At 43.9% G+C, this 15,305-nt stretch carries 14 protein-coding genes; 5 read left to right on the top strand and 9 right to left on the bottom strand.

Annotated elements, in window-relative coordinates:
- The first annotated feature begins 208 nt into the window (after nucleotides 1-208).
- The gene (locus AC0YNX_RS09605; RefSeq protein WP_475815469.1) at nucleotides 209-772 is read left to right on the top strand and encodes a phosphoglycerate mutase family protein; all 564 of its coding nucleotides are present in this window, start codon (nucleotides 209-211) and stop codon (nucleotides 770-772) included.
- A gap of 65 nt (nucleotides 773-837) precedes the next feature.
- Nucleotides 838-1,416 carry a ribonuclease FAU-1 family protein gene (locus tag AC0YNX_RS09600; protein ID WP_475815468.1) on the top strand — a complete coding sequence of 193 codons (579 nt, stop codon included), beginning with the start codon at nucleotides 838-840 and terminating at the stop codon, nucleotides 1,414-1,416.
- A 108-nt stretch (nucleotides 1,417-1,524) separates the two neighbouring features.
- Here AC0YNX_RS09600 and AC0YNX_RS09595 read toward each other — a convergent pair whose 3' ends face one another.
- Nucleotides 1,525-2,070 carry a TetR/AcrR family transcriptional regulator gene (locus AC0YNX_RS09595; RefSeq protein ID WP_475815467.1) on the bottom strand — a complete coding sequence of 182 codons (546 nt, stop codon included), beginning with the start codon at nucleotides 2,068-2,070 and terminating at the stop codon, nucleotides 1,525-1,527.
- 103 nt (nucleotides 2,071-2,173) lie between these two features.
- On the opposite strand from AC0YNX_RS09595, the gene AC0YNX_RS09590 reads away from it, so the two are divergent.
- Nucleotides 2,174-3,157: an SDR family NAD(P)-dependent oxidoreductase gene (locus tag AC0YNX_RS09590; RefSeq protein ID WP_475815466.1), complete on the top strand. Its 984-nt coding sequence runs from the start codon at nucleotides 2,174-2,176 to the stop codon at nucleotides 3,155-3,157.
- Between the two features lie 143 nt (nucleotides 3,158-3,300).
- Here AC0YNX_RS09590 and AC0YNX_RS09585 read toward each other — a convergent pair whose 3' ends face one another.
- The gene (locus AC0YNX_RS09585; RefSeq protein ID WP_475815465.1) at nucleotides 3,301-4,530 is read right to left on the bottom strand and encodes an MFS transporter; all 1,230 of its coding nucleotides are present in this window, start codon (nucleotides 4,528-4,530) and stop codon (nucleotides 3,301-3,303) included.
- 127 nt (nucleotides 4,531-4,657) lie between these two features.
- On the opposite strand from AC0YNX_RS09585, the gene AC0YNX_RS09580 reads away from it, so the two are divergent.
- Complete coding sequence (locus AC0YNX_RS09580) at nucleotides 4,658-5,521, top strand: LysR family transcriptional regulator (RefSeq protein WP_475815464.1); 864 nt, start codon at nucleotides 4,658-4,660, stop codon at nucleotides 5,519-5,521.
- 60 nt (nucleotides 5,522-5,581) lie between these two features.
- On the opposite strand, the gene AC0YNX_RS09575 is transcribed toward AC0YNX_RS09580, so the two are convergent.
- The 5 genes from AC0YNX_RS09575 to AC0YNX_RS09555 form a co-directional block, all read right to left on the bottom strand.
- A complete protein-coding gene (locus AC0YNX_RS09575; protein WP_475815463.1) occupies nucleotides 5,582-6,004 on the bottom strand; it encodes an ester cyclase in 423 nt (140 codons plus the stop codon).
- A 71-nt stretch (nucleotides 6,005-6,075) separates the two neighbouring features.
- Nucleotides 6,076-6,453: a MerR family transcriptional regulator gene (locus AC0YNX_RS09570; protein WP_475815462.1), complete on the bottom strand. Its 378-nt coding sequence runs from the start codon at nucleotides 6,451-6,453 to the stop codon at nucleotides 6,076-6,078.
- A 92-nt stretch (nucleotides 6,454-6,545) separates the two neighbouring features.
- Nucleotides 6,546-7,649, bottom strand: a complete 1,104-nt coding sequence (locus tag AC0YNX_RS09565; protein WP_475815461.1) for a GerAB/ArcD/ProY family transporter — start codon at nucleotides 7,647-7,649, stop codon at nucleotides 6,546-6,548.
- 1 nt (nucleotide 7,650) lies between these two features.
- A complete protein-coding gene (locus tag AC0YNX_RS09560) occupies nucleotides 7,651-8,730 on the bottom strand; it encodes a Ger(x)C family spore germination protein (protein WP_475815460.1) in 1,080 nt (359 codons plus the stop codon).
- A 53-nt stretch (nucleotides 8,731-8,783) separates the two neighbouring features.
- Complete coding sequence (locus tag AC0YNX_RS09555; protein WP_475815459.1) at nucleotides 8,784-10,244, bottom strand: spore germination protein; 1,461 nt, start codon at nucleotides 10,242-10,244, stop codon at nucleotides 8,784-8,786.
- A gap of 329 nt (nucleotides 10,245-10,573) precedes the next feature.
- Here AC0YNX_RS09555 and AC0YNX_RS09550 point away from each other — a divergent pair, with 329 nt between their 5' ends.
- Nucleotides 10,574-11,755, top strand: a complete 1,182-nt coding sequence (locus tag AC0YNX_RS09550) for an MFS transporter (RefSeq protein ID WP_475815458.1) — start codon at nucleotides 10,574-10,576, stop codon at nucleotides 11,753-11,755.
- 67 nt (nucleotides 11,756-11,822) lie between these two features.
- Here the strand turns inward: AC0YNX_RS09550 and AC0YNX_RS09545 are convergent, their stop codons facing one another.
- Both AC0YNX_RS09545 and AC0YNX_RS09540 read right to left on the bottom strand, forming a co-directional pair.
- A complete protein-coding gene (locus tag AC0YNX_RS09545) occupies nucleotides 11,823-12,716 on the bottom strand; it encodes a LysR family transcriptional regulator (protein ID WP_475815457.1) in 894 nt (297 codons plus the stop codon).
- Nucleotides 12,717-13,058: 342 nt separating this feature from the next.
- Nucleotides 13,059-15,149, bottom strand: a complete 2,091-nt coding sequence (locus AC0YNX_RS09540; RefSeq protein WP_475815456.1) for an RICIN domain-containing protein — start codon at nucleotides 15,147-15,149, stop codon at nucleotides 13,059-13,061.
- Between the last annotated feature and the right edge of the window lie 156 nt (nucleotides 15,150-15,305).

Below are 15,305 nucleotides of genomic sequence, written 5' to 3'. Positions count from 1 at the left end.
TTTAGGTCAATTCTGCAGATTGACGACGATGGAGCAGATAACGCAAGATTTATTAATAATGATAATCATCATTATCATTGTGGGAAGAAGTGTCAACAACATTTCTTGATTGTTTTCGTGTGCGAGTGGTAAGTGGTAAGCGGGGCAAACCGGTACAAGAGTTGAATATCTAAATCACGAATGTGAGTTAATGTTAGGAGGGCGGGAAATGGAATTTATATTTATTCGGCACGGTCATGGAGAACATCTCAATGATTATCCAAATCAGTTGAATACTCTGCATCCTAGTCTTACAGAGTACGGCAAATTTCAAGTAACGCAGCTGCAAAATGAAATTAAAATTGGTCCTGATGATTTAGTTCTTGTAAGTCCAACTAAACGTACGATTGAGACGGCAACTATTATAAAAAGCGGTATGGACTTCATTGTTTCTCCACTTATTGGTCCGAGAATGTTTCCTCAGAACCCCGAACTTCCTGTTTTAACTTGTGATCATATCCTTTCTACAACTGAAATTACAAATCTCTATGGAGATATTGAAGTTCTTGATTTCAATTTGGATTGCTGGACAGAAGGGATCAACAGGATCGAACAAGGAATTTTTGAAGGATATGCTAATCGGTTAATAGAGTGGATCGGGCAAAGCTATAAAAAAATATTCATTATTTCACATGATGGCACGATAACGAATTATCGAATATTGCTTGGAGAGAAAGGATTGACCAGACAAGATTTTCTCGGTGAGGCTGGGGTATATCGAATGAATTTATAGTCTAGTCATTTTTCCAAAAGTGGGTAAATGTTAAGCTGAATGAAAGCTCTTGAGGGGGAGTATTAGTGTTAAAAAGGAAATTCGGTGACCGTTCAGATTGGAAGCGTGTTTTATTGAGGGAATATGCTCAGTCTTATATCGAATCGGATAGCTTCAATGGTTATGTGACCCTCTTACGAATTGTCAAAGTATCAGCCCCCCTTAACGTTGATTATAACGGAGAAAAAATTTGTATTGTTGATGATGGCTATCTATGGCTTCAACAATTTCCGTCGGGCCATAACCATTCGGTAACAACAATGTTTGATTCAAAGGGGAATATCGTGCAGTGGTATATTGATATTTGTTCCCAAAATGGAGTTAGTGAGAAAAATGTACCTTGGATGGACGATTTGTTCCTGGATATAGTTGTTTTACCTTCTGGTGAACTTATTAATAAGGACACAGATGAACTGGAAGAAGCTTTTATCAGCGGAATCATAAATAAGACACTGTATGATTTAGCCAGGGCAGAGTCAACTAAGCTCAGGGAATTGATTAAGCATGATGAGTTCGCGTTATTAAAGCTTGCAGAAGTACATAAAGAATTTCTGTCGCAAAAGCTTGAAAAAAAAGCAATTCATTCAGCTGACGGGGAACGTTAGCTCAATAAGCTGTCACATGAACATGCCATATAAATAAAAGATCGTTCTATTCAGCCAGAAACGGCGATAGAACGATCTTTTTGTCTATGAGGCTCCCAATTGATCTTCTTAGACGACGATTTTAAGCAAGTCCTGAATCATTTGGCGGAGCTCATCAGAGCTCTTGGCAACAAGTTTATAGCCGTGAAATGCGCCTGTTATTAAATGTGCCAGTCTCTCCTGAGAAATCGCACTGTTCGCGGCCCTGGGATGCAATTCCAGCAAGGAAGTTAGCAGGGCCTCAAAATTAACGTAGCTCATCTCAAGCGCTTCACGAGAAAACTGATAATAGATATCCGTTATCTCTTTAAATTCCGGCGAGCGGAGCGATTCGTCGAATTTGCGGATCGCCCATACTTCGAAGGCGAATAAAATTTTGTCTTCCATTGTTTGGTGGAATGACAGCCCGTTATTGATTTCCTCGATGAGACTGTCGCCGTACTGAATTATTGCGGCGCTAAATATTTCCTCCTTACTTTTAAAGAATAAATAAAGACCTGCGCGCGAGATGCCCGCAGCCTCGGCAATTTCATTCATCGATACTCGCTTGTAACCGTACTTGAAGAACATCTCTAAAGCAGTTGCAACAATATGAAGCTTCTTTTTATCGTCCATATTCCTATTTTATACACTTTACAGGTTTTGTACACTTGTATAATATAGACACATAGACGTTTAATGTCTAATGTCTAAAACGGATTTGAGAGGAGCAACAACAATGACAGTCGAGCAAAAACCGTTGCAATCAGGATTTGGACCCGATACGACCGCGCAAGAGGTATTGGCAGGACAAAATCTTAGCGGAAAGGTGGCAATCGTCACAGGGGGACATGGAGGTATCGGCCTGGAAACGACTCGCGCACTTGCCGGAGCCGGTGCTACCGTCATTGTCGGTGCCCGAGATATTAATAAAGCACAGGAAGTTCTAGCGCCACTGAATAATGTTAAGGTGATACGCCTTGATCTTGCGGATCCCTCATCAATAGACGAATTTGCCGAAGCATTTCGGAATTATTACCATTCGTTAGATTTTTTGTTTCTGAATGCAGGCGTTAGCTTCCCTCCTAATATTCGCGACGAGCGGGGTTTCGACACTCATTTCGCGACGAATTATTTGGGACATTTTCAACTGACATTACGCTTATGGGAAGAGCTAAAGAATTCGGGGGATGCTAAGGTTGTCGCTCTATCATCCAATGCCCATATGGCTGGGCCGATCGATTTTGACGATCTGCATTTCACAAGGAGACCGTACGACAAGTTTGTCTCTTACGGCGAATCAAAGATCGCGTGTTCGTTGTTTGCCATTGAGCTTGATAAACGAGGACGAGAGCACGGGGTGCGCGCTTTTGCGGTTCATCCCGGCGCCATCCTATCAGGATTGGCACGGCACTTGAGCGATGGAGATTTAGCTGCATGGGACGTAATACGCAACGAAGACGGAACCTATACATCTTCCGGAGGCTTCAAAACCGCCGAGCAAGGTGCTGCCACATCCGTGTGGTGTGCAGTCAGCCCGATGCTGAATGGTAAAGGTGGCGTCTATTGCGAAGATGTCGATATCGCTGAACTGCAACCGGCCGACAGTGCGCTTCAACAAGGGGTCCGCATGTGGGCGATTGATTCGGATTCGGCTGAGAAGCTTTGGACAATCAGTGAAGAACTTTTGCATATGAGCCGTCCGAAATTGAATTCGAAATAATACTATGCTTATTAAACTAATGGGATCGAGAGCTGAACAAAAATCGAAGGCAGTCGGTCATTGACGACCGGCTGCCTTTGTTTAACTATTATTTGATCACACCTTGAGTAAGCTCAAGTGGGTTGTAGACAACATAGACAATATCAACTTTCATTCTTCGAATTTTTCAAATTGACTCCTACAAAGATAGCTCCCAGAATTGCAGCAGTTAATAGTACAATTGTGAATAAAGTTGTTCCAAGAGCCAAGCCAGTGATATCAATTAGGTATCCTGTTCCTACCGGGAGTAGGGCGGCTGGAATATACCCTCCCATATTAAGAACGGCGTTTGCTTCGGCTCGTCTTTCCTCAGGAACATGCAAACTGATGAGCGTAAGGCCGCCTAATTGACCTAATCCTTGTCCTGCACCAGCTAGAACAGCTGCAAAGATCAGCAGAATCGCAATTGAAAAATTCACGGCTACAGCCATAAAGATCATAGATAAAAATATGCCAAGGATGCCGAGAATTAATATGGTTCGAATCGTAAGTTTTTTTACCGCGAATTGTACGCCAGTTGCAGTTAAAAACATGATAAAGGTTATTACTCCAGCGACAAGCGGGCTTGTGATATGAAATAATTTCGAAAGCAGCGACGGACCAAGAGACAGTATAAAGGAAGTCGATGTTATGCCCGGCGCGAATATAGCAACTCCCAACGCCAAATGGGTACGATTCTCGATGGGGACGCTTGGAAGCCGCAGTATCCATCTCTTTTGATGGGAACGGCGATTCTGTGGAAGATTACGAATAACAATGAAGACAGAAGTTAAAATAATTAATTCAACGATAAAAATCGGTAATACAGGCTGATTAATTGTTTGGGCCATAATTCCAGCGAACAAAGGGCCAAGTCCTGCACCGAGTACCATAGCAACCGAAGCTGCAAGTGAAGCCAATGGTTTGTTTTTTGTTCCGCCCACATCAACAACTGTAGCCATCCCTGCCGAGACAATTACACCGACAGCAATGCCCGACAAAAAACGTGCAAGGACCAACATAATAACGGAAGAAGCCGAAGCAAATAATAAGCAAGCCATTACAGCGATGCTTAATCCTGGATATAACACAGCTTTACGTCCGTAGTGATCCGATAACTGACCGGCCACTAGAAGGGTTCCCAGTAGTCCTATAATGTAGGCTGCAAATATTACAGTAAGCATACCATTGCTAAAGCCAATATGTTCTTGCCAATGTACATAAAGCGGTGTAGGGGAATTGGATAAAATAAATACGGCCGTTATAATCCACGCAGTCGTCCAAATCCGACGTGGCAAGGAAGTAGTAACGAATTTGGTATGTGATATCCGAATGCTGTCACTAGGATCACTCATGATAGAACCCCTTTCTTTTGACTTCATTGAGTTGTTTTATTCTTGCCATTTATGATAAGTTAAATTTCGATATAACAGAAATACAAATTTATAATGAAGGGTATAACTGAATAGTTATGATTAAAGTATGAGTATCAACCCGAACAATTTAAACATTTTCATGATGGTTTCTGAGAAAATGAATATTACCGAAGCTGCAAAAGCGTTATTTATTTCCCAACCGGCAGTAAGTAAGGCCGTTAAAAATTTGGAAGAGTCTCTTCATGTCAAGCTATTCCTGCGTGATAAACATCAAGGACTCATTCTAACCGACGTGGGCAAAGAAATTTTGATTCTGGCTAGACAGATGAAATTAATCGACAATAAAATTCATGAAGTTGCCGCTAAGGAAAGCCAAATGCTGACTGGGAAAGTAAAGATCGGCTCATTTCCAGCTGCCTCAACCTTATTGCTGCCTAAGACCATAGCGAAGTTCAGAGCTCAATATCCGCAGATAACAATAGAGCTGATTGAGGGCGTTTCCAGCCAGATTAAGGAGTGGGTAAGGGATCGGTCGATCGATATCGGGATTGTGTCATCCCCCTTTGAGGATTTTGAATATGAATGCTTACTATCAGATGAAATGGTCGTCATCATTCCCGAGCATCATGCATTGAGAAATGAAGAGACCATTAATTTCAGAAAATATCATCAGGAGTTCATTTATTGCACAGGCGGGCATGAAGCTGCTATATCTAATGTTCTGCAAAAGTACAATCTCTCTCTTGAAGCGAATCTTACGGTTCAAAGTGCCGAAACCTTGATCCATATGGTGAATAACAATCTTGGCATCGGACTAATTTCTGATTTCTCACTTTCTTCAGTTAACCATCATCTTATTGTGAAGAGTATTGAACCCCAGATGACTCGTCAAATTGGAGTTATTGCCCTTTCATTCGAGGAAATATCTCTTGCATCTAAGGAATTTATTACGAAGATGAAGGAGCTATAATTGCAAATAAATCTAAAAAAAAAGAGTCCGCGGCGTAGTGTGCGCGGACTCTGATTGCTATTATAGAGGCTTGCCGAGCTGCTGCGAGAGCTCATATGAGCTGCGCTCGACCCAGTTGTGGGCGAGCTTTCCTTCACGAACCTCCCAAACCGCGATGCCGGAAAACCGGATTGGACGGTCGTCGGACGGGTAACCCAGTATACCTTGGTTGTACCCTGTTACCACCCAGCGCGACACGATGCGTGTGCCGTCTGCACTGCTGAACATGTCGAGACTTTTCAGGTTAATATCGCGGATTTTCAAGGTGAATTTGCGCGCCCACTCTTTGAAAGCAGCACGGCCCACAATGTCGCCATCGGGGTTCGAGAGGATAACATCATCCGTGCAGAGTCGATCAATCGCGTCGAGATCCTGCGGAATGTTATAGACTTTGGTCCAGAGCTCCGTGAGAAGTTCTTCGCCAATCGTACCGTATAAAGTCATCTGTTCACCTCATTTAAAAGTTTGTATTATACGTCTCTAGGCGATTATGTGTACGGTCCGAACTCAGCGACTCATACACGTTCCTTCTGGCTGAGATCGGTTCGTTCGAGCAATATGGAGTCGATGCGGTCAATCAAGTTCGTCCGGATTCCACTAAGTAAATAAATTTGTTCCTCTATCTCCTTAAGCTTTTGCTGGTAGATGGGCAGCACTTCATCACAGAAGGCTTCCTTGTTCTTAAGGACACATTGCAGGATTCCCTTAATCTCTTCCGTAGAAAGGCCGAGATTCAAGTACAGTTGAATCGTCCGCACCTGATCTTCTGCAAATTTCGAGTATATTCTGTAACCGTTTTCCTGCCGCATAGGGGTAATCAGGCCCTGTTGTTCGTAATAACGAAGCGAGCGCATGCTGACCCCCGTGCGTTCAGCTAATTCTCCGATTCTCAACCGTTATTTCCTCCTTTCTGGCCAAGATGACTCCATTCTAAACCCTGACATTAATGCTAGGGTCAAGCAAAAAAAAAAGAGAATGTGACCGATCACGGCATAATCTCTCTCTTTTGTGGTTCTCTAGCCGTGCGTATCCAACTTCCCACAACCAATGCGGCCGGTAGAATAACACCGTATAGCGTGTAGTAAGGAAATAGGTAGTTTTGTACCCATTCCACATTTTCAATTATGTTCTTGAATAAGAGGGAATAGGCGGAGATCAACCAGATGGTCGGATATGCGATGATGGAGCGATTTTGTATGTGGAACAGCTGACAAATACCCAGGACGGCACAGTAAAACAATATGCTTAGCTTCAGAAATACGAGGAACAGCAAGTTCACCGACAGGACAGCCTCCAGGTGTTCAATAAATTTGGAGAGCTGCGTTTCTCGAAAAATGATGTAAATCGGGTAGGTCACGTGAGAGCTTCGGTATACACCAAGAACGCCTATGGTGATAAAAATCGAAATTGCAAACATCAGCCCAGCAGCGGCGATCCCAATGATGAAGCCCTTTTTAGCTTTGTTCCCAGCATAAGGTAATATCATGAGCAGCGAAACGGTTTCCATGTATGGAAATCCTAACGTATACTTTGTCTCCAGCAAGACGTGAAAGAAATCAATATTCGAAGACATATGAAAGCGGAGCCAGTCCCATTCTTTGAGAAAGAGTGAGAAAGGGACCCAGAAGGAGAGAATGAGGAACGGTAAAACGATTTGGCAGACAAAGGCGATCGTCTCAATTCCTTTGGACACGGTATAAGCACAAACTAACAAGACTACGATGTTAAAAACAGAAAGCGGTGTTCGAGGCATCAAATTGATATGCATAAAGTCGCTCATATTTCGAGTCACCCAGGATGCTACTTGCAGAAAATAAAAAATGTAAAGGGCAGCGACCAATCCACCGATCCATTTCCCCAAAACTTGCACCGAAATCTGGATAAGACTTAACCCGGGATATCGCTTGACTAGATACAACCAACCATATGCAAGAACCAAGCCGTACAAACAGGCGAAAAGCATGACGATCCAACTATACTGCTTTGCAGCAGAGATTAAACCGCCGGGTAATACGACAAAAGTGGTGCCGATGACAAAACAAACAGTAAGCGAAGTGATTTGCCATCCGCTTAGTTTTGCATTTTCCATCTTACTCCGCCTCTCCAGGTATATACGCCTTGCTAATACTCCCTGTTGATATAACTTTGGATACAATATGAAAGTTGATGTTGGTTTTTTTCCAATTCTCAGGAGCAATGCCCCGGTCTTGTAATCCCAAGAGGTCCCAATTATTTTGCCTTCCAAAATCAACGACCTTTGCGGCTTCCTGTTCAAAATTCTTGTTGAACGCCTGTTCAATTTCATGCAGATATTGTTGCGTTATTTTTATATTCTGACCGTTGGTCAGAAAGCGTAATTCCGTTTTGATTGACATGTCTAACCGATTCGAAGTTCGATTCAACTTGAGCTTCACGTGAGTATCCTGGGCCTCAACATCAATTCTTGTTCCATTAACGGTAAAGCTTACGACAGCCATTGTGGCTTTTCGAGTTAATAGGAAGCAGATCTTTTTCATTTCTCTGTCCATACGGCCTACCATTCGCCCTTGGATGAATACGGCTCCTTGCGTAATGACAAGTGCTTGTTTCATACCTTCGATTTCTTCAAGACGGTCGGTCTGAGATCCGGGGGCTGTACCCTTCAGATGAATGATAGGCACTATGGTTGGTTGTGACCTAGAGAGTCCTTCAACTACGTCTTTCATTCGCGTTGGAGCGACAGGGGAACCGAAGTTCCTTTCATGCATTTCCATAAGTGAGCGAAGAAATCGGCCCGGAAGCCGATCCAAGACCGTATAGGTGCTCATAACATCGGCAATGGGCGAATCAGTCACGAACAAGAAGACATTGGTTCGACGCTCGGGATTTAACTCCAAATAATTGATTAGGTCCCCAATGCCTTGCTTGGCGTAACGTTCCGAAACCACGTAACTTTCGGTATGGGCACCAAATAGAATCCTAGGTAGGGAGGTGGTCAATTTCTCCGTCATTCTACCGGGACTGGTTTCCACGATTTCATAAGTATAGACGGAAGCTTTCGAGGAGCCAGGATTTCTCACTGTTGCACCTGTGGGGTTAATGACCTGAAAATAAGCGTAACTTTGACCCGTTCGAGGATCCTTATCGGCTCCTCCTATACTAACGATTGCAAGCTGATTAATCTCTTTCATATCCCAACATCCCGTGCAAATGAGGAGACAAGCAAAGGCCAACAGGGATGCCTTCATTTTAGTTCACCTTTCGACTTTTGAATTTGAGATTTGCTCTGCTGCCGTGTCAGGAATGGTCTTGGAGCCCTTATTAGAGTATCTTTCCAATCGGACCAGACAAATGGAGCCACAGGGCTTAAATATTTGACGCCAAAGGAACGAAGTGAGGCGAGATGAACCAGTAAAAAAAACGTACCGCATAACAATCCGAATAAGCCCAACACACCAGCCAGGGCCATGAACAAGAACTGGACGATTCTTTGTGCAATGCCGAAAGAGTAGTTCGGCGCTATAAAATTGGATATTGCCGTAATTGATAAGACAATTACCATGGCGGCAGAGACAATTCCCGCCTCAACGGCCGCTTGTCCGAGTACAAGTGCGCCGACGATTGAGATCGCCTGTCCCGCGATTCTCGGCATGCGGAGACCAGCTTCACGAAGCAATTCAAAGGTCACCATCATTATTGTCGCTTCGATCACCGCTGGGAACGGTACTTCTTCCCGTTGGGCGGCCAAGCTGATCAGAAGTGGCGTGGGAAGCATCTCCTGGTGATAACTGCCGATAGCAATATAAAGTGCGGGTACAAAAATCGCCAATAAGAAGGCGAACATTCGGAGCCAACGAAGCAACGTTGCAATATCCGCCCGTTGATAATAGTCCTCGGGAGAAATAAACAGCTGAAACAAAGTAATTGGTCCCAAGATGACAACCGGCGTTCCGTCTGTCATTATGGCGATACTGCCTTCTAGCAACTTCGCTGCAGTAACGTCTGGACGCTCCGTACTCAATAGCTGAGGGAACGGAGTGTAGGTTCGATCTTGTATCCATTCTTCTATGTACGAGCTCTCCAGGATGCTGTCCGTACGAATCGACTGAAGCCGCCGCCTGAATTCATCGACGACTGACACAGAGGCGATTTGGTTCATATAGACCAGATTGATTTTCGTTTTTGTAATCGTTCCGAGTATCCAACTTTCAAACACTAGCTGATCGCTTTTCAACCTTTTGCGGATCAAAGCAACATTGCTGTTGATATCTTCAATAAAACCCTCTCGCGGGCCTCGGATGACCGACTCGGAATTGGGTTCTGAAGTAGTTCTGGATTGTGCGTTATATACGTCATAGTCCAACGCGATCCCAGTACTCGGCAGAATTAACAGGCAGTGACCTTCCAATAGCGAGTCGGTACATTCGTTTAGCTCTGTCAACTCGCTTTTACGGATATACGGAATGTTCTTCTTCAACCAGTCCAGTGGATCCTTCGGTTCGATATCACCCTCGTGATTGGTATCAACAATCGGCTTGATTAGGAGTTCATCTACCCGATTTGCGGAGATCAGGGACTCAAGATAGAGGCAATAGACTTCGAAATGGTTGTATATGCTGAGTCTTTGGCAAATCATATCCGACGAATGGCCAAGCCGATCCGTTATCCCTTGTACCAAATTCGTTTCGTGACTGACCTCAGACATGGAATACATCAACCTCCAATCGTATTCATGAGGTTTTCCAAATCATGGTGATAATATGCGCGTACCATTGAAGGGCTAAGTTTAAGAGACTTTGGACGCTACCACGAAATACAAAATCCGGGATTTAATTGTAAGCGCATCCATCGAAATATACAAACACTATCATCAAAATGTATAGCTAATTACAATGGAAAGGTTGTGCTATATTATAAATCACATCTGTAACATCACATAAATCGTGCTCGAGGTGATCCCTAGTGAATTTTTAAAATAAATCAAGATTTAGAATTTCATATATGCAAAAATATTTAGCAGGGAGATGTTTGACATTGAGTTTTACGAATCGGAATCCATGGTTTGCTATTATTGCAATTGCGTTAGGTGCTTTCTCAATTTCTCTCACAGAGTTTTTGCCAGTTGGCCTACTTTTTGAAATTAGCCGAAGCTTTCATGTATCGGAGGGTACTGCCGGAATAACAGTAACGTCCACTTCTATACTAGCGGCCATTGCGGGGCCGATTGCTACAATAACTATCGGACGTCTAGATCGGAGGATAGTGTTCCTTGGACTATCGTTGCTGCTTATTGTATCTGGCGTGCTTTCGATAATTTCAACCCAATTCGTGATGCTAGTCATTGCGCGAATTATTCTTGGAATAAGTGTTGGAGGATTCTGGGCAGTGTCTTTGCCTGCTCAAGCAAAATTAGTTTCTCAAGAGAATGTATCAAAAGCAATATCGATTGTGCTAGGAGGATTTGGGATTGGCACGGTTTTAAGTGTTCCATTAGCATCTTTTATAGCTGCACATTTTGATCTGAAAATCGCATTCACGATAGGATGTATACTTGCGATTGCTGTTTTCATCATCCAGTTCATACTGCTTCCGAGAATTCCGATGGAACAGGGGGTTCGTGGTAAAGATTACTTGGAGTTGTTAAAAATGAAGAAAGTAAGAGCCGTCTTTGTTATTGCGATTCTCTTTGTAGGTGGTCAATTTGCAGGCTACACGTATATAACGCCCTTTTTCCAGCAAGTGACCGGAATGGGCCCGAATCTACTCAGTACGATACTGCTAGTCTACGGGATTGTTTCTTTCATAAGCAATTTCATCGCTGGTTTCATAGCCAGTCGCAGCCTAAAAGGATTGATAGTCTTAACAGTCGTTTTGTCTCTTATTTCATTACTGGGCATTTCACTGTTTGGACATAACATTGTTATTTCAATCATTGCTTTCATTATTTGGGCGATCGCCTGGGGAATGGCTCCCTTGGGCTTGCAGCTATTGGTTCTTTCGTCTGCTAGGGATGCTGTAGAAGCCATAACTCCGGTCTATGTAGGTATTTATCAGTTGTCTGTCAGCCTGGGAGCTTTAATAGGCGGTTTGGCAGTCGATACGACCAATGTAACCGGCGCGATGTGGCTTGGAGCGTTCTCGTTCGCTTCTGTACTCTTCATGCTTACGGTTAGCTCGACAGTCAACAACCGATCTCTAGTCAGTCAAACAGAATAACACAAAAAAAGAAGAAGGCGATCGAACATAAATCCCTTAGGGAAACGCGACCGCCTTAATAAATCATTTAAACGCTCACGACTTGATTTACGCGTGGAGATAACATATCTATGAATTCTTGAAGGGATGACGATACCCGTTTGTTTTTGTGGAGAATAATTTGGGTGTAAAAGGATGGAAGAAGATCATCCTGTAAAGTAATGAAAGATAGCTGGTTATTCGCGATCTGTTCTTGAACGACGAACAATGGCATGAAAGCAAGCCCCATGCCATACATGACACACTGTTTAACGCATTCAATGCTACCCATCTCGGAAACAATTTGATAAGAAATATCGTGCTCATTCAGTACTCTTTCCAGAGTTGCTCGGTATCCGCAATCTTTCTCGGTCAGTACGAAGGAACTGTTCTGCAATACCGACATATTAATATTTTTCTGCCCGCTCAAAGGATGATCCGGATGGCAAACGATGACAAGCTTTTCCTCACGGATTTGTATCGTTCTTATCTCAGGATCAGAAAGATGAGTACTGAGGATGAGACCCATATCGAGTTCATTCTGCTTGATCTTCCTGATCAAATCAAGCTCGCAACTAGGGAAAAATGATATGTTTCGATCCATAAATTTTCTTTTATAAGCTTCATAAGGGGGCAAAAAATAAGTAGCTAAGGCTTCGATTGCTCCTACTGCAAGGTTTGTTTTTGGCTCCTTGGTGAAATGCTCTTCCGCGTTGAAATAAGCATTGACGATTGCATCCGCGAACTGAAGCAACTGTAAGCCTGATTCCGTGAGTTTAAATTTTTTACTGGTTCGATCAAATAACTTTTGATTGTAATGTTTCTCTAAGGTTTGAATTTGTATACTGACGGTTGATTGCGCATATCCAAGACGTTCAGCAGCTCGTGTTAAGTTCTGACAGCGTGAAACTTCACGAAAAGTAATGAAATACTGGATGTCCAAGGGAATCCTCCTTGTAAGTATTGAATTTACTGATAGATTTGCTATTACATCATTGTGTTATTCTATGTTTTTCAGTATAACAGAAAAGTCACTTTACTAATGCCGGTCGTAGCTGGTGCATTTGACCAGTTGCTTTCTCTCTGGTGGCAGCAATGCGAAAGATGGAAATAAGCACTACCGGGGGATCGTACATCGATAACAGCAGAGCTTCCATGCAACCGGCTCACAAAAAAAGACCTCAAATTCCACTGAAAGTGGAGGTTGAGGTCCTTTTTTTTGAAGAGTTCCATTCTAAGTGGGGCTTGGAAAATCACGTATTAGCTTTCTAACTGAACCATACATTTACGGAATCAGAACTAAGCTCCAGTTTTGATTGGCGGATGATGATTCTGTCCACTGCATATTAATGGCGCCATCAGCCGTGCTGCCGCCGCTGAGGCCAAGCATCTTGCCGCTCTTAACGTTCTTAAGCTTGTAGTATCCACCGCCAACAGCAACCAGCTGCCATTGCTGGCTGTTAGAGCTGCTTGCCGAGTTAATGACGCTGCTTGCTCCGTCCGCTGTAGAAGCGCCGGAAATATCCATATATTTACCGCTATTCAGGTTTTTGATTTTGTAATAGCCATTCGAATACTCCAATTGCCAGGATTGGCTTGCTGCACCTGTGTATGTGCGCTGCTCGATCTTTGTGTCGTCCGCTGTTGCGTCAGATACTGTGCCGAGAGTCTTTCCGCTATTGCGGTTCGTAATGGAATATGTCTTCGTCAAGTCAATTGGAGCAACCGAATTCAGACGCCATGTTTGGTTCGTTGAGCCGGTCTCTGCCCACTGGATAACTGGAGCGCCATCCCCCACTGAACCGCCGCTGATGCCAAGCACTTTGCCGCTGTTACGGTTCTTGATTTTATAATACCCGTTGCTGGCGTCGATAAGCTGCCATTGCTGACTATTCGCGCCGCTGTCCGTCCATTGAATGCTTTGTCCGCCATCAGCTGCCGAGTTGTCCTTGATATCCATATATTTGCCGCTGTTGGTATTTTGGATGTTGTAATAACCTGCTCCAGCATCGACAAATTTCCAGAATTGGCTTGCCGCACCACTGAATGGACGTTGCTCGAGCGTCGCCCCGTCTGTGGTCAGATTGCTTGTAATGCCAAGCGCTTTCCCCGAGTTGCCATTCATAAGAGCATAGGACAAATTCGTATCTACAACAGAAGCAGGTAGGGAAGACCAAGTTCCGGCTGCCACGTCAATGGACCATTTCTCATAGCCGTTGATAACCGGCTTACCTGTGCTGTCGAAAGTCAACGGATAGAAGGCATTCCGACCTGGGCCCGTGCTGGCAGGCCCTGTTTTGGCGTTGTTATCCATATTGTTCCAACGGTCGCCGATATACAGGTACATCGTTTCTTGTGTTCCTTCAATCGGAAGGATTTGGTCGATCTGTGTATCGAAGGAATTAGCGCCTGTAGGACTTGTGCCCGCGTAGCTCGCTCCAGTCCAAGTCGTTGTTCCTGCCCACAGAGAACTGCTCCAAGTACCAGTGATGCTATCCGCCGTATAATAATAAGTTCGGCTGGATTCGTAACCATTCGTCTCGGAAGCCAGCATGTAATACTTGGATCCTATTTTGAAGAGCGTGGTGGCTTCCTTATTAGGAGACTTCAAAAGCGTCACAGGCGTGACAGAGATCTCATATTGATTGTTTGTATTCAGCTTCGTTTCTACTTTACCAATATAAATGCCGGAGTTATAGTCAGGTATTCCCGAGCTCGTTAATCTCCAATCAACCGTTTGAGTAATGTAGGTAGTGCCATCATCATCGGTCATAATCGAACCAAGATCTCCATTTCCGTAGTAACCGCCCGGATTAGGAATGAATTTCTGGAATTCGAACTGACCTGTTGGCGAATCGCTGTACCAGATCGATAGCGAATTGCGATAGCCGCAGCAGCCGTATTCCATGAACATCACGTATTTATCAATTACGCTGTTATATTGGACAAGCGGTCTGCCGAACCATGTGTTGTTGGAAAATTCGGGAATGGATGTATCTCCCGTATTGTTTCGGTACGTGTTAATAGATTGAAAATCGACTATCTCCCTATGTGCCGTCCAGGTTACAAGATCTTTTGACGTGTACGCACTGACTTTCTTCTTCCAGTTCGGATTCGGCGTTTTATCAGGAAGCTTTGAAGGTTGAGAAGTGTCCAAGCCGTACCAGTAATAGGTATCTCCTTCCTTCATCATCCAGCCGCCTTGTGCCCAGACCTGATCACCGTCCGTCGCGTACTTGTTCACATTGTTAACGATTAAGGATGACGCTGCCGCGTGAGCGGGTTGCGCGAACAGAAGCGCGGACCCAATCAATACCGCGGACATGAATGCCGCCCAAAACCTTTTGGGTGAAAATAAGCCTTTCTTTTGTGTCATAAATCATCACTCTCCTTGTTGATATTCTCGCAGCTCCGCATCGGGGGAAGCGTTTTCATTATATTAAATCGCAGTTCTATTAAACACGCGTGTAAACAACGAAATCTAAAACAAATCAATAGACTTCTCTATCAACCTTAGTTCAAAAAGACAAAA

The sequence above is a fragment of the Paenibacillus sp. J31R98 genome, assembly GCF_056269245.1.
This window is presented reverse-complemented; position numbering and strand designations above follow the sequence as displayed.